The organism is Streptomyces sp. HD, assembly GCF_028369295.1.
In the GTDB taxonomy this organism is placed as follows: Bacteria; Actinomycetota; Actinomycetes; order Streptomycetales; family Streptomycetaceae; genus Streptomyces.
Map to the genome: position 1 here is coordinate 17,023 of NZ_JAQMYP010000018.1, position 17,506 is coordinate 34,528.

The following is a 17,506-nucleotide window of genomic DNA, read 5'->3' on the forward strand; positions in this document are numbered from 1 at the left end:
GAGAGCCCCAAACTGTTGATGTCAGTGACTGTCATCGACGCTAGCATGTGATGTCAGGGACTGTCATCGCGTAGGATCCGGGCATGGGAAGATGGGAGCCGAACGCACGTGAACGCTTGGCCAAAGCGGCGTTGGAGCTCTACCGCGAGCGCGGCTACGAGCAGACCACCGTGGCGGAGATCGCCAAGCGGGCCGGTCTGACCGAGCGGACCTTCTTCCGGCACTACGCCGACAAGCGCGAGGTGCTGTTCGGCGGTTCGAGCGCGTTGCAGGACCTGTTCGTGAATGCCGTCGCCGAGGCTCCGGAATCCGCAGCGCCGATGGACGCGATCGCGACGGGGCTCGAAGCGGTCTCCGAGGTGTTCGACGGCCGCCGCGAACACTCCCGGCAGCGGCAGGCCGTCATCGTGGCGAACGCGGAACTCCAGGAGCGCGAGCTGATCAAGCTCGCCTCGCTGTCGGCCGCGCTCGCCGACGCCCTGCGCCGACGCGCCGTCACTGAACCGGCCGCGAGTCTCACCGCGGAGGCCGGGGTCGCCGTCTTCAAGGTCGGCTTCGAGAGGTGGATCGCGGAGGCGGAGCAGCGCACACTGGCGCAGGTGACGCGGGAGGCACTGGCGCAGCTCAAGGCCGTGACCGCGGGGGGTTAGCCGGCCGTCGCCGCGAGGGCTGGTCGGCCGCCGTCCGTGCGCCGCCGGGGGCTGGTCGGCCGCCGCCCGTGCCACCGGCTCGTGCGGCCGCGGGGTCGTCCATTCACGTGGTCGGTACTTGTGGGCGGCGGACCTCGCCCGTGCCCAGGGTGATCGCGGCTCGGGGGCGCATGGGGTCCTCCTTGCCGCGTCGGGAGAGCAGCACGACCTCCTCGACCGTCGCCGACAACGTGCCCAGCCGGGCGGCGCACTCGGCGGCCAGGCCCTTCGGGTCCTGGGTGCGGCCGAGCGACAGATGCGGGGTGAAGCGGCCGCCGCGTCCGCGACAGAGCGGGAACCGCAGCTGCAACTCGCGCTGGAGGCGGGCCCAAGGGGCCGGGTCCGCCGCTGCCGGATCGAGCCAGACCGTCGCGTAGTGCCGGTGCCGGAAGTACCGCGCCCCGGCCAGACGTGCCGTGAACGCCGGGTTCCGCGCCGCGACCGCACAGAGCAGCGGCACGGCCCGCTCGAACTCCTCCTCCGGCACGAAGCCGAACAGCAGATTCACATGCGGCGGCCACCGCCGTACCTGCGGATCGTGCTCCCAGCGGATGTCCTGGATCACCGGCCAGAGCTCGCGTGGAGGCAGCCACGCCACTGCCGTCCGGGCCGTCGGGGTCATGGTGAGCGCACCCATCGCATCCATCGCACCCATCGCATCGGTCGCATCGTTCGGCCCGGCGTCGCCGAGAGCCGGATCACCGCCCACAGGGTCATGGTCTCAAATCGGGCATATGGGGCTGTTTCGACTCCCTGGGGCGCATGCCCGTACGGCTCGTCGGATCCGCACCCGTTCACCTGTCAACTTCACTTCGTTTCCCGTGAGGTGGGCGCGCAGGCATGGATAAAGTGAAGCAATCGGCATGATCGGCTGCCGTACCGGACAGCCGAAGAGGGTACGGCTGAGCTGCCGGGCGGTCTGCTCGGGGCGGCCCCCACAGGGGTGAGGTGAACCTCTTGGCGGTTCATGGCGCACAGGGCGGGCCGGCGGCCGTCGGTGCGGTCGACATCATGCGGCTCGGTGGTCTGTGGCGGGTCACACGGCCCTGGCATCCGGGGTTACGGCCGTTTCTGCGCAGCTACGTCGGCTACTGGGAAGCGGTGACCTCGCCGTACGAGGCGCGGCTGGTGCCGACCGGGCACGCGACCCTGGTGATCAGCCTCGCGGAGCCGTTTTCCCAGGTCCGGCGGTTGGGCTTACCGGGCGGGGACAGCGGGAGGATCGGGTCGCTGGTGGTGGGGTTGGAGGACCGGCCCGCGATCTGTGTGCATCCCGGCGGCCAGGAGGCGATCCGGGTCGAGTTCACGCCACTGGGCGCCTACCGGCTGTTCGGCATGCCGATGAGCGAGCTGACGAACCTGGCCGTCGAGGTCCGGGACGTTCTGGGGCCCGACGCCGGGTGGCTGGTGGAGCGGCTGGCGGACACCCGGGACTGGGCGGCCCGGTTCGACCTGCTGGACGCGGCGCTGCTCGCCCGGCTCGGACACGGCCCGGAACCCTCGCCCGAGGTCGGCCACGCCTGGCGGCTGCTGTCCGGCAGTGCGGGGGTGATCCCGATCGCCCGCATCGCCGCCGAAGTGGGGTGGAGCCAGGGCTACCTGATCCGGCGGTTCACCCAGCAGATCGGGCTGACCCCCAAGGCGTCGGCTCGGGTGCTGCGTTTCCGGCACGCCGTCGCGCTGCTCGGCCGAGGTGCCACGAGTCTGACCGAGATCTCGACGGCCTGCGGCTTCTACGACCAGGCGCACCTCAACCGCGAGTTCCGGGCCATAGCCGGCACCACTCCCGGACAGATGATGGCCGCTCGCCGGGTGGAAGGGGCGCTCGCTCTCTCGGCGAGTGCAAATTCGTCCAAGACCACGTCGGCCACCGGCCGATAGCGTCACCGCTCGTACGGCCGTCGGCCGGTCGGACGGCGCGGGGGACCGGCCGACCGGCCGACGGCCGTACGAGGGGGTATCTGCATCGACTCAGGGACCAAGTTGGCCGACAACGACACACGCCCGTACGGGACTTTGCGCGCGACGAACAGCACCGTCCCGCCGGAGCAGCGGGCGGCCTGGCAGACGAGAGGAAAACGCTCCGTCGAGTTCGGCGCGGCCTGGCTCATCGGGGGACTGCTCGTCACCGTCGTCACTCACGGGCAAGTCCACGGCACAGGGGCGCACTTCGTGACCTGGGCGCCGGTGCTCTACGGCATCCACCGGATCGTCGCCGGGCTCCAACTGCTCGCCAGGTGCAGGGATCTGCCCTGAGGGACGGTGCGCGCAGCGGGTCGGACTTGCGGACAGAAACTGACCGCAAGTCCTCCTACGGTCGTGCCATGACTCAGACGCAGAAGATTCTTGTCACCGGCGCGACCGGCACCGTCGGCCGCCAGGTCGTCGCCGAACTGCTCGCCCGTGGGCACGCCGTCCGCGCCCTCACCCGGGATCCGAAGAAGGCCGACTTCCCGGCCGGTGTCGAAGTCGTCCAGGGCGACCTGACCGAACCCGACAGCCTGGGCCCGGCCCTGGAGGGCATCACCGGACTCCATCTGATCACTTTCGGCGGGCCCTACTTCGCCCCGCTGGAGACCGGCCCGCGCATCCTGGAGCTGGCCCACGCGGCCGGCGTACGCCGGGTCACCGTGCTGCACGGTGGCGGACCGACCCTGCTGGAGGATGCCGTGCGCGCCGACGACGGTGTGGAGTGGACCGTCCTCATGCCGGTGGAGTTCATGGCCAACGCCCTGGAGTGGGCGGACGGGGTGGTGGCCGAGGACGAGGTCCGCGAGCCGTTCGTCGCCAGGCTGAGCGCCATGGTTCACGAGGCCGACATCGGGGCCGTCGCCGCGGTGGCGCTCACCGAGGAGGGCCACGGAGGGCAGGAGTACGTGATCACCGGCCCCGAACTGCTGACCGTCGGCGACAAGGTCGCGACGATCGCCGCCGCCCGCGGCCGGAACATCGCCCTCGTCGAGCTGACCGAGGAACAGGCCGTCGCGCGATGGCGGACGGCGGGCCGGCCCGAGGACGTGATCGGCTTCCTGCTGGAGGCCTACGGGAACACCCCGGAGGTGGGCCGCACGGTCGTCGACACCGTCGAGAAGGTGACCGGCCGCCCGGCACGCACCTTCGCCCAGTGGGCCGCGGAGCATGCGGACATCTTCAGGTCCGAGCCCTCCGGGAGCACACCGGATCGGCCGTAGCCCTCGGGAGTATGCCGGACGGGGCGTAGCTCACCGGGGGTACGCCGGACAGGTCGTAGTCCACGGGGGGTACGCCGGACAGGTCGTAGTTCTCGCGTGGTGCGCAGGGCGGACGTGCCGGTCCGCGTTCACGCGTGTGGCGTAACCCCTGTGGCGGAGCCCCCGTCCCGACAGGAGTGTCGGAAGAGGATGGTCGGGGGGAAGGAAGCCGGGGCGCAGCCGGTGCGCGTCGTCGGCCGTGGGGCGGCGCGAGGCCGGGAGGATCACCATGCGGCGCTATCCACCCATCGGGGATCACGGCCTGGTCGGAGACCTCCAGACGGCGGCGCTCGTCTCGTCCGAGGGCGTGGTCGACTGGCTCTGCGCCCCGCGCTTCGACTCGCCTAGCCTCTTCGCCGCGCTGCTGGACCACGACCGGGGCGGTCACTTCGTCATCTCGGTCGAAGGGGAGGACGTCACCACGCGACAGCTGTACCTGGCCGACACCGCCGTTCTCATCACCCGCTTCCTCACCCCGGACGGGGTCGGCGAGGTCGTCGACTTCATGCCGGTGGAGCGGCCGGAGATCGCGACCGACCGGCATCGGCTGGTGCGGATCATGCGGGTGACGCGGGGGCGGGTCCGGTTCAGCCTCGCCTGCCGTCCCCGCTTCGACTACGGCCGCGCCGGCCACCGCCTCGACCTGCGCCCGGACACCGCGCACTTCGCCGGGCCCGGCACCGACGCGTTCCTGCGGACCGTGGGGCCGGTCACGTTGGAACGGGACGGTTCGGACGTGGTGGCGGTGGTCGAGCTCGGGCACGGCCAGCGGGCGGCCGCCGTTCTGACCGTGTGTGCGGCGGGAGCCGAGGCGCCCGAACCGGCGACGCCCGAGAGCCTGCGGTCGGACTTCGGCGGGACCCGCGGGTTCTGGTACCGGTGGATTCGCCGCAGCCGCTACGGGGGCCGCTGGCAGGACGTCGTCAACCGCGCCGCGATCACCCTCAAACTCCTCACGTACGCCCCCACGGGCGCCCCCGTCGCCGCTGTCACGACCGCCCTGCCCGAACAGGTCGGCGGCGAACGCAACTGGGACTACCGCTACACCTGGGTGCGCGACGCCTCCCTGTCGATGCAGGCCCTGCTCGGCCTCGGCTTCGTCGACGAGGCGTACGCCTTCCGCCAGTGGCTCGGCGAACGTCTGAGGACCGGCGGCACGGTCACCGGCGAACCCCTGCAGATCATGTACCGGATCGACGGCGACCCCCACCTCGCCGAGGAGACCCTCGGCCACCTGGAGGGCTACCGGGGCTCGGCGCCCGTCCGCATCGGCAACGGCGCCGCCGACCAACTCCAGCTCGACATCTACGGCGAGGCGGTGCACGCCCTCACCAGCACCGACGACCTCGTCCAGATGGCCGGCCATGACGGCTGGCTGGACATCGCCGGCGTCCTGGACTGGCTGACCCGGCACTGGGACCGCCCCGACGAGGGCATCTGGGAGACCCGCGGCGGCAGGCAGCACTTCACCTTCAGCCGCCTGATGTGCTGGGCGGCGTTCGAACGCGGCATCCGCCTCGCCCAGGACTACGCCCGCCCCGCCGACCTGACCGGTTGGACCACCGCCCGCGACACCGTGCTGCACCAGGTGATGAGCCGCGGCTGGAGCGGACGACGCAAGGCGTTCGTCCAGCACTACGGCAGTGAGGTCCTGGACGCCTCGCTGCTGCTGATGCCCGCCGTCGGCTTCGTCAGCCCGCGGGATCCGCGCTGGCTGTCCACCCTCGACGCCATGGAGGAGGAGCTGGTCGCCGACAGCCTCGTGTACCGCTACGACCCCGCCGCCTCTCCCGACGGCCTGCGCGGCAGCGAGGGCACGTTCTCGCTGTGCAGCTTCCTGTACGTGGACGCCCTCGCCCGCTCCGGCCGCGTCGACCTGGCCCGCTACGCCTTCGACAAGATGCTCACGTACGCCAATCACGTGGGCCTCTTCGCCGAGGAGGTCGGCCCCACCGGCGACCAGCTCGGCAACTTCCCGCAGGCGTTCACCCACCTGGCGCTCATCGGGGCTGCCCTCGCCCTTGACGAGGAACTGAACCGGGCGGAGCGCTGAGCCGGTCGGGCGGAGTGCCGACCCGAGTGCTGACCCCGGCTGTGTCTGGCCGCTAGGCTGTATACAGCGGTGTGTGCCGTGGGCGTTTCGTATGCGGCGGGTGGCAGGAGATTCATGGCCCGGGTGACTGGCAAGAGCGAAGCCGTCTACGAGCGGTTGAAGGGCGACATCGAGTCGCTGCGGCTGCGCCCGGGGGCCAAGCTGAGCGAGGTCCAGCTGGGGGAGGAGCTGGGCGCTTCGCGGACGCCGGTGCGCGAGGCCATCCGGCGGCTGGCCCGGGAAGGCCTCGTCGACTTCGTGCCCGGCGAGATCGCCCGGGTGGCAGCGATCTCGCTGGGCGGTGTGCGGGCGCTCTTCGAGTTCCGGATGCTGCTGGAGCCGGAGGCCGCCGCGTCGGTCGCGCGGGCGGGGGCGGCCGACGAGCGGGTGGCGGTGCCGTTCCGCGAACTGCTGGAGCGGCTGGGGGACTTCGACGACTCCTTCCGTGCGCTGGACGCCGCCGCCCGGGCGCGGTCGTACCAGGGCTTCCACGACATCGCCGAGGGCTTCGACCAGGCCGTCATCGCCGCCTGCCGCAATCCGTATCTGGCCCGCACGATCCGCGACCTGCGCAGCCAGACCGTACGGCTGCGGCACCTCTCGCACAGCGGGCCGCGCCGCATGCTCACCTCGCTGGAGGAGCACCGGGCGATACTCAAGGCGGTCACCCGAGGGGACGCCCAGGCGGCCGAGGCGGCCTGTCGGCACCATCTGGCACAGACCCTTCAGGCCCTCATCGACAGCCTGACCGGCCAGGATCTCGCGGCCGGCGCCGATGTTCAGGTGGACATCGTCGGCTGAGACCCCGATCCCGGGTCATGGTCACCTTCACGAGGCCTGCTGTATACAGAGATGGATACATGCTCGGTTGCGTCTCGTGGACACATCCCGTGGACCCATCTCGACGCTTGCGACGCGAGGATCCCCATGCCGCACACCGTCGGCGCCGCCGACCTGTTCGGGTTCGCCGCCGCCACGACCGAGACGCACGGTGTGCCCGCCGAGGACGCGGGGCTGCTGGCGGACACGCTGGTGACCGCCGAGCTGTCGGGGCACCCGTCGCACGGGATGCTGCGTCTGTCCGGGTACCTCGACCGGCTGGCGAACGGTGCGACGGCCGCCGTCGCCGCCCCGCGCACCGTCAGCTACAACGGCGCCGTCCTCGTCGTGGACGGCCATGACGGCCTCGGCCAGGTGCTCACCGCTCACACGGTGGCCCAGGGTGTGGAGCGTGCACACCGGCACGGGATCAGCGCGGTCGCCGTCCGCAACTCGGGCCACTTCGGGACCACCGCGTACTTCACCCGCAGAGCCGCCGAGCAGGGCTGTGTGGCGCTGCAGGCCACCAACGCCAGTCCGGCGATGGCCCCTTGGGGCGGCCGGGAGAAGCGGATCGGCACCAACCCGTGGTCGATCGCCGCGCCGAGCGGCTGCTGTGGAACGGTCGTGATGGACATCGCCGACACCGCCGTCGCGCGCGGCAAGATCCACCATGCCAGGGAGCGGGGCGAGCCGATCCACGAGGGCTGGGCGGCCGACGCGGACGGTGTGCCGACCACCGACCCGGCCCGTGCGATCGAGGGCCTGATCCTGCCGATGGCCGGCCACAGGGGCTACGCCATGTCCTTCATGTTCGACGTGCTGGCGGGCGTGCTGACCGGCAGTGCCTTCGGCTCGTCCGCGACGGCCCGTACCGGCCCACCGGGCGCAGTGGCGTCGGGCATCTGCTGATCTGCGTCGACATCGCGGCGATGGCCGACCCGGCCGAGTTCGAGGCGCGCATGGAGGCCCTGATCGAGGAGACCAAGTCCACGCCCACCGCCCCCCGGCACGGCGGAGGTCTTCGTCCCCGGCGAGCCCGAGGTCCGTACCGCACAACGCCTGCGCACCAAGGGCATCACGCTCGCCGACGACACCTGGGCCTCCCTCACCCACATCGCCAACGCCACCGCCGTACCCCTGCCCCGTCCCGTCAACTCCCAGGCGCTGCCCGCATGATCGCCCTGACCGTGTCCCTCCAGGTCGTCCCCGGCCGCCGCGAGGACTTCCTCGCCGCCATCGAGGAGAACGCCGAGCGTTCGTTCACCGACGAGCCCGGCTGCCGCTCCTTCGACGTCGTGTGCGACCTGGCCGACGACCACCACTTCGCCTTCCACGAGATCTGCGACGACGAGGCCGCCGTCGAGGCCCATCGCGCCGCACCCCACTTCAAGGTCTGGCGTACGGCGGCGGAGAAGTACGTCGTCCCCGGCAGCCAGGTCAACACGCTCTCCCGCCGCCTGTTCCACCACTCCTGAACTCCCGTGTCCCTGAACGGAGCCACCGCCGTGTGCCCCCAGCGCCCCACCGAGCCCAGTCTGCTGATCCGCCCCGACGAGGTCGATCGCTTCGACCGCGGCGGCGGAGTCGCGACCATCCCCTGTGTCGGCAAGTGGAACTCCGAGAAGGCCGTCGTCACCACCGGCCAGACCGTCTTCCAGCCCGGCACGGCCTGCCCCTGCTCTTAGCCGCGGCGCGCTATGCGCTGCACGATCTGCCTGCGTCGGCGACAGCTGCCCTCCGCCGAGGAGTACGACTTGCCTCTCCTTGAGGAAGCCAGTGCCTACGGCCCTATGCCAACAACGACGAACGCACTGCAGCCCTGGCAGACTTCCTGCATACCTACAACCATCACCGCTGCCACACCGCACTCGCCGGCCGGCCACCCATCACCCGCGTGAACAACCCCGCAGGCCAATACACCTAGCGCAGGCTGGTGGTCTCCAGCAGGTCGTGGGCCATCAGTTGTGCGGGGCGTGCGGTGTGCTCGGCGACGCGGCGGAAGGTCTCCTGGGCGGGGCGGGCCGGCCACTCGGGTGGAAGGTGCCGGGCGGGGAGCCGGGGGTCCGTGCGGATGGTGGAGAGCCACTCGCTGACCAGCCGCAGCCGGGTGCCGATCGGATCGGCCCCGGCTCCGGCGTCCAGATGGGCCGTCCAGCGCTTGTCGAAGGTGACATAGCGCGCGGCGATGCTCTCCAGGTCCCAGGTGTCGCGGATCATCAGCTCGATGTCGGTGGCCTGGTCCGCCTGGGCGTGGAAGATCTTGACATGGTCGGCGAGCCCGAGCTCGGCGACGACGCCGGCGACGTCGACGTTGCCGGGGGCGATCCACAGCCCGCTGTACAGCGCGCCGAACCCGGACCAGCCGAGCCGGGAGCGCAGGTCGTGGCGCTGGCGTTTCCAGGACTCGGGCAGGGAGAAACCGAGCAGGGTCCAGGAGCCGTCCCAGTCGTCGTTGACCGCGCCCTGCTGCCAGACCCGGGCGCGGCCGTCCTGCAGGACACGCGTCGCCTGCGGGGTGAGGCCGAAGAACATCTTGCGGCCCTCGCGCTGGCGCCGCAGCAGGCCGCGGTTGACCATGCGGGTGAGCGTGGATCGTACGGCCTGCTCACCGATCCCGACGCGGCCGAGCACCTCGATGATGCTGCCCGAGTAGACGCACAGATCGCCCTCCTCCAGGACGTGGTTGCCGAAGAAGGCGAGCATGAGTGACTGGGGGCGCTGCTGCGGGCCCTCGGATGTGTCCTGACTGTCCAGGATGTCGTCGTCCACCACGGTGGCAAGGGTACGACCGCCCGCCGTGCCGTCGGCGGGCGGTCGTACCACGTCACCGGCCGTCGGCGGGGTGGGCAAGGTCGTACGGGCGCAGGTACGGGGTGGGTCGGTAGGACACGTAGCGGGCGGGAGTGCTCGGATCTGCCCGCGTGGCACGGGAGTTGAGGGCCGCGGGGTCGGTGCCGACCCACTTGCCCGTGGTGAGCCGGTCCTCCAGCGTGTGCAGGGCGGCGAGCTGTTCGGCGGGGCTGAAGGTGCAGTGGCCCGCGTTGTCGGTGTACGCCTGCCGCAGCCGGGACGCCGACCCGGCGGCGGTGACGGCCCGCTTCAGAGCGCTCTCCGTCTGCACGGGGACGAGCGCGTCGCCGATGGTGTGGACGGACAGCTGCGGCTTGGCCAGCCTGCCCGTGAAGGAACTGGTGCCGGCCATCCACGCCACGGCGCTCGGGTCGGCGCTGATGCGCGGGGCCCGGTCGAGGGCGGCCAGGTCGGCGCGCAGGGACAGCCCGGCCTTCCGGTACAGCTCGGTCACCTCCTTGCGGACCGACGACTGCCCGAGCAGCTTCGCGTAGTCGACGCCGGTGTTCCAGGACATGTTGCCGCCCGCCCGGGCCTCGGACTCCTGCCGCCGGTTGAAGGCGGCGATCTTCAGCAGGCCCTTGACGGCCTCGTACTGGTTGGCCTGCTGGCCGTCCCAGTCGGTCGCGGCCGGCCGGGTCTGCGTCGGCTGGTTCCAGACCGGGATGTTGTGCAGGGCGGCGGCGAGGGCGATACGGGCCCGCCCCTCGGCCGTCGTCTGCGCCGAGTCGACCACCGTGGTCAGGGCGTTCGCCGCGTCGTTCGCGGCCGTCTGGTCGGTGATGTCCACCAGTGGGACGTCGGAGTCCGGTGCGAGGAGCATCTTGATGGCGAAGACGGGGTCGAGGGTGTTGTTCCAGTTGGCGACACCGCCGTGGACCAGACCGCACAGCGAGATCGAGCCGTCGATCCGCTCGGGGTGGCGCTCGGCGATGGCGGTGGTGACGAGTCCGCCGTACGACCGCCCCCAGGCGATGGTGCGGGAGGCCGCACCGAAGCGTTCGGTGAAGGCGCTGAGGGTGGCGAGCTGGTCGGGTACCGCGTCCGTCACCGCCCAGCCGGTGGTGGCGTACGAGGACCCGATCAGGGCGTAGCCCCGCTGGAGGAGCAGGGCCTTCGTCGCGTCGTCCGGGGCGTCCTGGGCGGGGTTGGCCGGGCCGCTCGTATAGCCGTGGCCGAACAGCAGGACGGTGCCGTTCCAGTGGGCGGGCACATCCATCATGTAGGCGGCGCCCGAGGGGAGTCGGCCGTCGACGTGGGTCGTGTCGGGGGTGGCGGCGACGGCCGACGTGGGGAGCGCGGTGACGGCGAGCAGAAGGGCTGCCGCGAGGGAGGTGCGGGCGCGGGCGCCGGTCGTCATGCGGTGATCTCCTCCGTGCGGGGGGTGGTGGGGAGTCCGGTGGCGGGGTCGGAGAGGGACGTACGGCTGGTCTCGCGGACGAACCACACCGTCAGCGCGGTGATGAGCGAGCCGCCGCACAGCAGCAGGGCGACGGGCGTGCTGTTGCCGCTGCCGGCGACCAGGCTGCCGGCGATCATGGGGGAGAAGCCGGCGCCTACGAGGGTGGCGCCCTGATAGCCGAGGGAGGCGCCGGTGTAGCGGACCCGGGTGCCGAACATCTCGCTGAACAGGGCGCCCAGCGGGCCGTACATCAGCGACTGGGCGATGCCATGGCCGAGGACGACGGCGAGGATCAGCGCGCCCGGCGACTTGGAGTCGACCAGCGCGAGGACCGGGAAGGCGGTGGCGGCCGACAGGACGGCTCCGGCGAGTACGACCGGGCGGCGGCCGACACGGTCGGAGAGCGCGGAGGCGCACGGCAGCACGACCAGGGCGACGGCGGCGGAGACCGTGAGCGCGGTCAGCACCTGCGGGCGGGCGTATCCGATGCCGGTGGCGTACGCGATGAGGTAACTGGTCAGCAGGGACTGGGCGGTGAAGGCGCCGATGCCGACACCGCAGGCCAGCAGCACGGGACGCGGACGCCGCAGCACGTCGAGGATCGGCAGCCGCGCCTCCGCACGGTCCTTCTTCACCTCGGCGAACAGCGGACTCTCGACCACCTTCAGCCGGACGAACAACCCGACGCCGAGCAGCACCACACTCAGCAGGAACGGCACACGCCAGCCCCAGGCCGTGAACTGGTCCTTGGGGAGCGTCGAGACGAAGGCGACCACGGCGGCGGAGATGAGCGAGCCGAGCGGGGCTCCCATCTGCGTGAAGCTGGACCACAGCCCACGGCGCCGCTCCCCGGCGTGCTCGACGACCATGAGCGTCGCGCCGCCCCACTCACCGCCGATGGCGATGCCCTGGAGGACGCGCAGGGCGATCAGCAGAACGGGCGCCCAGACGCCGATCGTGTCGTACGTCGGCAGCAGACCGATGAGGAAACTGGCGCCGCCCATCAGGCCCATCGTGAGCAACAGCATGGACTTACGGCCGAGTCGGTCGCCGAAGTGCCCGAAGAGGATGCCGCCGAGCGGCCGGGCGACATAGCCGGCGGCGAACGTGCCGAACGCCGCGATGGTGCCGACGGCGGGGTCGGCGCCGGGGAAGAACAGCTCGCCGAACACGAGCGCGGCGACGGTGCCGTAGACGAGGAAGTCGTAGAACTCCACCGCGGTACCGAGCAGCCCGGAGAGGGCTACGCGGCGCAGTTGAGACGGGGACGGGGACATCGCGGTCTCCCTTGACCGGTGGGAAGGACACCGCGAAGGTAGGCTTGTCTGTTGCTGCCGTCAAGAAAGTGCACAACATGAATCCGTGGTGGCAGGTAAGGTTTGCGGCGACATCGCGTGTCGGTCGCCGACTGGGCGAGGCATGGAGGTGTCGGGAGATGCCTTCGGAGGCATTCCTTGCCAGTTGAGTTGAACCACACGATCGTCCACGCCCGGGACAACCGGGAGTCCGCACAGTTCTTCGCGGACCTGCTGGGCCTTGAGATCACCGCAGAGTGGGGTCCGTTCATCGCCGTCGGCCTGAGCAACGGCGTCACGCTGGACTTCGCCACGATCCCCGCGGACGACATCACCATGCAGCACTACGCCTTCCTGGTCTCCGAGGAGGAGTTCGACGCGGCGTACGCACAGATCAGGCAGCGCGGTATCGAGCACTACGCCGACCCGCATCGGCGACAGCCCGGCACGATCAACCACAACGACGGCGGCCGCGGGGTGTACTTCATGGACCCGGCCGGCCATGCCATGGAACTGATCACCGTGCCCTACGGCGGCTGGACCGCCTAGGCACCTGCACCGAGGGCCGCACTCCGGCGCGGAGTGCGGCCCTCGACCGCTGCTGTGCGGGGCAGGCGTACGAAGATGCCGGTCAGAGCGTGAAGTCGATGACCTGTCCGTCGGTCTCGATCGTGGCGCCGCTGACGTTGATCGAGTCGTAGCAGCCGTGACTGCTGAACACCTGCACCCACTGGCCGGCCGGCACGGTGACGGAGATGTCCTTCGCGCGGCCGACGGTGAAGTCGCGGTGGCAGCTGTAGACGGCCGCGGTCTGGGTCATGACGGAGTCCCCGTCGGTGATCGTGACCCGGAGCGTGGCGGTGACGCCGGCCTGGGCGACGACGCATGGAGAACTCCGGATTCTCGGCTCCGGGGGCCCGGCTGCGCCGGAGTGGGGTGCCTCGAAACGGTCGCCCGGTACCGGGCGGAAAACGTCGCCACGGATTATTGAACGTTCCATAACTCACCCGCCGCACCGGCTTCGGCCAAGTTCTGGCGCAACAGCGGTCTGTCACTGCCGGGTTGGCAGGGGTCGGGAATCGGCGCTCCTGCGCGCTGGTTGTCGTACGGCATGAACACGAATGAGCCGGTCGCCGAAGTGCTGCACTACACCGCCTTCTCGTCCCGCCCGGAAGGGGGGAACCCGGCGGGCGTGGTCCTGGACGCCTCCGGGCTCGACGACGCCGCGATGCTGGAGATCGCCGCGGAGTTGGGGTACAGCGAGTCCGCGTTCCTGACCGACCCACCGAACGGGCTGGGCGGGGAACCCGGACGGGCCTTCACGGCCCGCTACTTCAGCCCTCTGGCGGAGGTTCCGTTCTGCGGCCACGCCACCGTGGCCACCGCCGTGGCGCTCGCCGAGCGGATCGGCCCCGGAGACCTCGTCTTCGCCACGCGCGCCGGTACGGTGCCGGTGACCGTCACCGATGACGCCGACGGCACCCTCCGGGCCACCTTGACCAGTGTCGAGCCCCGGATCGAGGAGATCGCCCCGGACGAACTGGCCGAGGCCCTCGCCGCGCTGGACTGGCCCCCGGCCGACCTCGACCCGCAGCTGCCGCCGCGCATCGCCTTCGCGGGTGCCCGGCATCTGGTGCTCGGCGCGGGAAGCCGGGAACGGCTCGCCGACCTGTCGTACGACTTCGAGCGGCTCGCCGCGCTGATGCGCAAGCTGGATCTGACGACCGTGCAACTGGTGTGGCGCGCGGCCGACACCGTCTTCCACGTCCGCGACCCCTTCCCGATCGGCGGCGTCGTGGAGGACCCCGCGACCGGTGCCGCGGCCGCCGCCTTCGGTGCCTACGCGCGTGAACTCGCCCTGGTGCCCGAGGAGTCGGTGCTCACCCTGCACCAGGGCGAGGACATGGGCAGGCCGGGCGTGCTGACCGTGACCCTGCACGCGGGTGACCCGAAGGTCCGGGTCAGCGGCGCGGGCACCCGCATGCCTCGGTGACGCCACTCGTAGCAAGCAGGTCTGAAGTTCGAGTTGTCACCCGTGAGGGTGAAACGGCGAGGGGTTGCAGGTGTTGAACGAAGGCGTGGGCATGGCCTGAATGGAGTATTCACGCCTTCCTCGGAGGTCGCCATGCACAGCCGCCGTATCAGCGCCCTGATGGCCGTCCCGCTCATGGCCGCCCTGCTGAGCCTGGGCGCCGCACCCGCGGCCTCGGCGCAGGAAAGGCTCTGCGCCGAGGCCGACGTCGCCGACATCACGGTGCAGGTCGACACCGGAAGGGGGGCGCAGGACGACTGCATTCGTGTCTCGGTCCTGTAAGACGAACCGCTGACGACGGCAGGCGAAGGACAAAGAGCAAAGGCGAGGAGACACATCTCCTCGCCACTCTCAACATATAGCGCGGTGGGGGGCTTGCCGCAAGGCCCGGGTATCAGCGGAGAATCGTCGCCCGATGCCACAACCTGCGGAAATGGGGGCGGTCACCGCAGGTGCGACAGCACACGGCTGCCTCGGAGGGGACGTAATGACCGAGCAGTACGTGTTGGACCTTCAGGAGGTCGACGAGACGCAGGTCGCGGTCGTCGGCGGCAAGGGCGCGCACCTGGGCGGGCTGTCGCGGATCGAAGGGATCCGCGTCCCGGGTGGCTTCTGCGTGACGACGGGCGCCTTCCGGCGGATCATGGCGCAGGTGCCGTCGATCGACGACCTGCTCGATCAGCTGTCGCGTGCGGACCCGGACGACGGGGAGTCGATCCGCACGCTCAGCGCACAGATCCGCCGGACCATCGAAGAGACCGCCGTCCCGGGCGATCTCGCGACGGAGATCACCCACGCGCTCGCCCGCATCGGCGAGCGGGCCGCCTACGCCGTCCGGTCCAGCGCGACGGCGGAAGACCTGCCGACGGCCTCCTTCGCCGGCCAGCAGGACACGTACCTGAACGTCGTGGGGCCGACGGCGATCCTCCGGCACATCAGCCGGTGCTGGGCCTCGCTGTTCACCGAGCGGGCCGTGACCTACCGCCGGCGCAACGGCATCGACCACCGTACGGTCCACATGGCCGTGGTCGTCCAGCAGATGGTCTTCCCGCAGGCGTCCGGCATCCTGTTCACGGCCGACCCCGTCACGGGCAATCGTAAGGTCGCCACCGTGGACGCCGGCTTCGGCCTCGGCGAGGCCCTGGTCTCCGGCCTGGTGAACCCGGACGTCTTCAAGGTGCGAGACGGTGAAGTGGTCGCCAAGACGATCGCCGCCAAGCAGCGTGCCGTGCACGCCCTGCCGGCCGGCGGTACGCAGGAAGTGGCGGTCGACGCACAGCGGCAGGAGCAGCCTGCGTTGACGGATGCGCAGGTCGTGCGGCTCGTGCAGCTCGGGCGGCGGATCGAGGCGCACTTCGGCCGCCCGCAGGACATCGAATGGTGCCTGGTCGACGATGGCTTCCGGATCGTGCAGAGCCGGCCGATCACCACGTTGTTCCCCATCCCGGAGACCGGCGACCAGGAGAATCACCTCTATGTCTCCGTCGGTCATCAGCAGATGATGACCGACCCCATGAAGCCACTGGGGTACTCCATGTGGCAGCTGACGGCCATGGCGCCGATGCAGGAGGCCGGGGGAAGGCTGTTCGTCGATGTCACCCGGCGCCTGGCCTCGCCTGCGAGCCGCGCCGCCCTCCTGGAGCTCATGGGGAAAGGCGATCCGCTGGTCAGGGACGCTCTGGAGACGGTCCTCGACCGCGACGGCTTCGTCCCGTCGCTCCCGGACGCGGGTCCCGGCGGGCCGCCGGTCGGCGGCGCGTCCAACCCGATCGAGACCGATCCGGCCATCGTCACCGAGCTGATCGAGCGCAGCCGGACATCCATCGCCGCCCTGGAACGCGACATCCGGACGAGGACCGGACCCGCGCTGTTCGACTTCCTGTTGGAGGCATTCCAGGAGCACAAGCGGGTCCTCAGTGATCCGCTGAGCATGCAGGCGATCATGGCGGGGATGGAGGCCACGTGGTGGCTCAACGACAAGCTGCGGGAATGGCTGGGTGAGAAGAACGCGGCTGACACGCTGACACTGTCCGCCCCCGACAACGTCACCTCGGAGATGGGACTGGCGCTGCTCGACGTCGCGGACGTGATCCGCCCGCATACGGAGGTGGTGGCGTTCCTGCAGGGCGTCGACGACGACGGCTTCCTGGACGAGTTGGCGAAGCTCCCGGGCGGGACCGAAGCACGCGACGCCATCGAGGCCTACCTCGACCGGTACGGAATGCGCTGCGTCGGCGAGATCGACATCACCAGGCCTCGCTGGCGCGAGCGCCCCGCCACGCTCGTGCCCGTGATCCTCGACAACGTCAGGAACTTCGAACCGGGTGCCGCCGAACGGCGCTTCGAACAAGGGCGGCAGAAGGCGCAGGAAAAGGAACAGGACGTGCTGGCACGCCTGCGGGCCCTGCCGGACGGGGAGCGCAAGGCCGACGAGGCCAAGCGGATGATCGACCGGGTCAGAACCTTCATCGGGTACCGGGAATACCCGAAGTACGGCATCATCAGCCGCTACTTCGTCTACAAGCAGGCCCTGCTGGAGGAGGCCGAGCGCCTCGTGCAGGCCGAGGTGCTTCCCGAGCGGGAGGACGTCTTCTACCTCACTTTCCAGGAGTTCCACGACGTCGTGCGCTCGTGCCAGGTGGATCACCGGCTGATCCAGCGGCGCAAGGACGAGTTCCGGTCGTACCAAGCGCTCACACCGCCCCGGGTGCTCACCTCGGACGGAGAGGCCGTCACCGGGGCCTACCGGCGCGACGACGTGCCGGCCGGCGCGCTGATCGGCCTGCCGGTTTCCGCCGGCACCGTCGAGGGACGGGCCCGCGTCGTCCTGGACATGGCGGAGGCCGATCTCGAAGCGGGCGACATCCTGGTCACGGCCTTCACGGACCCCAGCTGGTCACCGCTGTTCGTCGGTATCGCGGGCCTGGTGACGGAGGTGGGCGGTGTGATGACCCATGGCGCGGTGATCGCCCGGGAGTACGGCTTGCCGGCCGTCGTGGGCGTGGAGGGGGCCACCCGGCTGATCCGGGACGGGCAGCGGATCCGTGTGCACGGAACCGAGGGGTACGTCGAGATCCTGTCCTGACCGACCACA

Annotated in this window: 18 protein-coding genes and 1 pseudogene; 14 read left to right on the forward strand and 5 right to left on the reverse strand. The window is 70.7% G+C overall.

Annotated features, from left to right (window positions below; translation table 11 throughout):
• Nucleotides 1–83: 83 nt before the first annotated feature.
• Nucleotides 84–650 (forward strand): TetR/AcrR family transcriptional regulator, encoded by a 567-nt coding sequence (locus tag POF73_RS18845; RefSeq protein ID WP_272116761.1) that lies wholly within the window; start codon nt 84–86, stop codon nt 648–650.
• A gap of 103 nt (nt 651–753) precedes the next feature.
• Here POF73_RS18845 and POF73_RS18850 read toward each other — a convergent pair whose 3' ends face one another.
• Nucleotides 754–1,335 carry a 2'-5' RNA ligase family protein gene (locus POF73_RS18850; RefSeq protein WP_272116763.1) on the reverse strand — a complete coding sequence of 194 codons (582 nt, stop codon included), beginning with the start codon at nt 1,333–1,335 and terminating at the stop codon, nt 754–756.
• A gap of 365 nt (nt 1,336–1,700) precedes the next feature.
• Here POF73_RS18850 and POF73_RS18855 point away from each other — a divergent pair, with 365 nt between their 5' ends.
• The 9 genes and pseudogenes from POF73_RS18855 to POF73_RS46260 form a co-directional block, all read left to right on the forward strand.
• Nucleotides 1,701–2,570 (forward strand): helix-turn-helix domain-containing protein, encoded by an 870-nt coding sequence (locus POF73_RS18855; protein ID WP_443049556.1) that lies wholly within the window; start codon nt 1,701–1,703, stop codon nt 2,568–2,570.
• A gap of 102 nt (nt 2,571–2,672) precedes the next feature.
• A complete protein-coding gene (locus POF73_RS18860; RefSeq protein WP_272116767.1) occupies nt 2,673–2,945 on the forward strand; it encodes a hypothetical protein in 273 nt (90 codons plus the stop codon).
• Nucleotides 2,946–3,013: 68 nt separating this feature from the next.
• Nucleotides 3,014–3,880: an NAD(P)H-binding protein gene (locus POF73_RS18865; protein WP_272116770.1), complete on the forward strand. Its 867-nt coding sequence runs from the start codon at nt 3,014–3,016 to the stop codon at nt 3,878–3,880.
• Nucleotides 3,881–4,148: 268 nt separating this feature from the next.
• Nucleotides 4,149–5,972, forward strand: coding sequence for a glycoside hydrolase family 15 protein (locus POF73_RS18870; RefSeq protein WP_272116773.1), 1,824 nt, complete (start codon nt 4,149–4,151; stop codon nt 5,970–5,972).
• Between the two features lie 114 nt (nt 5,973–6,086).
• Nucleotides 6,087–6,812 (forward strand): GntR family transcriptional regulator, encoded by a 726-nt coding sequence (locus POF73_RS18875; RefSeq protein WP_272116775.1) that lies wholly within the window; start codon nt 6,087–6,089, stop codon nt 6,810–6,812.
• Nucleotides 6,813–6,938: 126 nt separating this feature from the next.
• A complete protein-coding gene (locus POF73_RS18880; RefSeq protein WP_272116777.1) occupies nt 6,939–7,742 on the forward strand; it encodes an Ldh family oxidoreductase in 804 nt (267 codons plus the stop codon).
• 263 nt (nt 7,743–8,005) lie between these two features.
• Complete coding sequence (locus POF73_RS18885) at nt 8,006–8,308, forward strand: putative quinol monooxygenase (protein WP_272116779.1); 303 nt, start codon at nt 8,006–8,008, stop codon at nt 8,306–8,308.
• Nucleotides 8,309–8,314: 6 nt separating this feature from the next.
• Entirely contained in the window at nt 8,315–8,518 is a 204-nt protein-coding gene (locus tag POF73_RS18890; RefSeq protein WP_272116781.1) for a hypothetical protein, read from the forward strand.
• 95 nt (nt 8,519–8,613) lie between these two features.
• A pseudogene (locus POF73_RS46260) lies at nt 8,614–8,757 on the forward strand (IS481 family transposase); the annotation flags it as partial.
• Here the strand turns inward: POF73_RS46260 and POF73_RS18895 are convergent.
• From POF73_RS18895 to POF73_RS18905, 3 genes are read right to left on the reverse strand one after another with little or no spacing between them, the layout of a single operon-like run.
• The gene (locus tag POF73_RS18895; RefSeq protein WP_272117021.1) at nt 8,754–9,605 is read right to left on the reverse strand and encodes a PaaX family transcriptional regulator; all 852 of its coding nucleotides are present in this window, start codon (nt 9,603–9,605) and stop codon (nt 8,754–8,756) included. The pseudogene POF73_RS46260 and the gene POF73_RS18895 sit on opposite strands and share 4 nt — an antisense overlap.
• 52 nt (nt 9,606–9,657) lie before the next feature.
• The gene (locus tag POF73_RS18900) at nt 9,658–11,043 is read right to left on the reverse strand and encodes an alpha/beta hydrolase family protein (RefSeq protein WP_272116783.1); all 1,386 of its coding nucleotides are present in this window, start codon (nt 11,041–11,043) and stop codon (nt 9,658–9,660) included.
• Complete coding sequence (locus tag POF73_RS18905; protein WP_272116785.1) at nt 11,040–12,362, reverse strand: MFS transporter; 1,323 nt, start codon at nt 12,360–12,362, stop codon at nt 11,040–11,042. The genes POF73_RS18900 and POF73_RS18905 overlap by 4 nt, the downstream gene beginning before the upstream one ends.
• Before the next feature lie 177 nt (nt 12,363–12,539).
• Here POF73_RS18905 and POF73_RS18910 point away from each other — a divergent pair, with 177 nt between their 5' ends.
• Nucleotides 12,540–12,929 (forward strand): VOC family protein, encoded by a 390-nt coding sequence (locus POF73_RS18910; protein ID WP_272116787.1) that lies wholly within the window; start codon nt 12,540–12,542, stop codon nt 12,927–12,929.
• 82 nt (nt 12,930–13,011) lie between these two features.
• Here POF73_RS18910 and POF73_RS18915 read toward each other — a convergent pair whose 3' ends face one another.
• On the reverse strand, nt 13,012–13,200 hold the full coding sequence (locus POF73_RS18915; protein WP_272116789.1) for a hypothetical protein: 189 nt from the start codon (nt 13,198–13,200) through the stop codon (nt 13,012–13,014).
• A 291-nt stretch (nt 13,201–13,491) separates the two neighbouring features.
• Between POF73_RS18915 and POF73_RS18920 the strand changes: the two genes are divergently transcribed.
• The 3 genes from POF73_RS18920 to rph all read left to right on the forward strand — a co-directional run bounded on the left by POF73_RS18920 (nt 13,492) and on the right by rph (nt 17,497).
• Complete coding sequence (locus POF73_RS18920; protein WP_272116791.1) at nt 13,492–14,373, forward strand: PhzF family phenazine biosynthesis protein; 882 nt, start codon at nt 13,492–13,494, stop codon at nt 14,371–14,373.
• 132 nt (nt 14,374–14,505) lie between these two features.
• The gene (locus tag POF73_RS18925) at nt 14,506–14,694 is read left to right on the forward strand and encodes a hypothetical protein (protein WP_272116793.1); all 189 of its coding nucleotides are present in this window, start codon (nt 14,506–14,508) and stop codon (nt 14,692–14,694) included.
• 205 nt (nt 14,695–14,899) lie between these two features.
• Nucleotides 14,900–17,497 carry a rifamycin-inactivating phosphotransferase gene (gene rph, locus POF73_RS18930; protein WP_272116795.1) on the forward strand — a complete coding sequence of 866 codons (2,598 nt, stop codon included), beginning with the start codon at nt 14,900–14,902 and terminating at the stop codon, nt 17,495–17,497.
• The last annotated feature ends 9 nt before the right edge of the window (nt 17,498–17,506 follow it).

Bases quoted from the DNA above. Each gene is read 5' to 3' on its own strand.
- rph (WP_272116795.1), top strand. From the start codon at position 14,900: ATGACCGAGCAGTACGTGTTGGACCTTCAGGAGGTCGACGAGACGCAG.
- POF73_RS18920 (WP_272116791.1), top strand. From the start codon at position 13,492: ATGAACACGAATGAGCCGGTCGCCGAAGTGCTGCACTACACCGCCTTC.
- POF73_RS18925 (WP_272116793.1), top strand. From the start codon at position 14,506: ATGCACAGCCGCCGTATCAGCGCCCTGATGGCCGTCCCGCTCATGGCC.
- POF73_RS18905 (WP_272116785.1), bottom strand. From the start codon at position 12,362: ATGTCCCCGTCCCCGTCTCAACTGCGCCGCGTAGCCCTCTCCGGGCTG.
- POF73_RS18880 (WP_272116777.1), top strand. From the start codon at position 6,939: ATGCCGCACACCGTCGGCGCCGCCGACCTGTTCGGGTTCGCCGCCGCC.
- POF73_RS18855 (WP_443049556.1), top strand. From the start codon at position 1,701: ATGCGGCTCGGTGGTCTGTGGCGGGTCACACGGCCCTGGCATCCGGGG.
- POF73_RS18875 (WP_272116775.1), top strand. From the start codon at position 6,087: ATGGCCCGGGTGACTGGCAAGAGCGAAGCCGTCTACGAGCGGTTGAAG.
- POF73_RS18865 (WP_272116770.1), top strand. From the start codon at position 3,014: ATGACTCAGACGCAGAAGATTCTTGTCACCGGCGCGACCGGCACCGTC.
- POF73_RS18915 (WP_272116789.1), bottom strand. From the start codon at position 13,200: ATGACCCAGACCGCGGCCGTCTACAGCTGCCACCGCGACTTCACCGTC.
- POF73_RS18850 (WP_272116763.1), bottom strand. From the start codon at position 1,335: ATGGATGCGATGGGTGCGCTCACCATGACCCCGACGGCCCGGACGGCA.
- POF73_RS18900 (WP_272116783.1), bottom strand. From the start codon at position 11,043: ATGACGACCGGCGCCCGCGCCCGCACCTCCCTCGCGGCAGCCCTTCTG.
- POF73_RS18870 (WP_272116773.1), top strand. From the start codon at position 4,149: ATGCGGCGCTATCCACCCATCGGGGATCACGGCCTGGTCGGAGACCTC.
- POF73_RS18845 (WP_272116761.1), top strand. From the start codon at position 84: ATGGGAAGATGGGAGCCGAACGCACGTGAACGCTTGGCCAAAGCGGCG.
- POF73_RS18885 (WP_272116779.1), top strand. From the start codon at position 8,006: ATGATCGCCCTGACCGTGTCCCTCCAGGTCGTCCCCGGCCGCCGCGAG.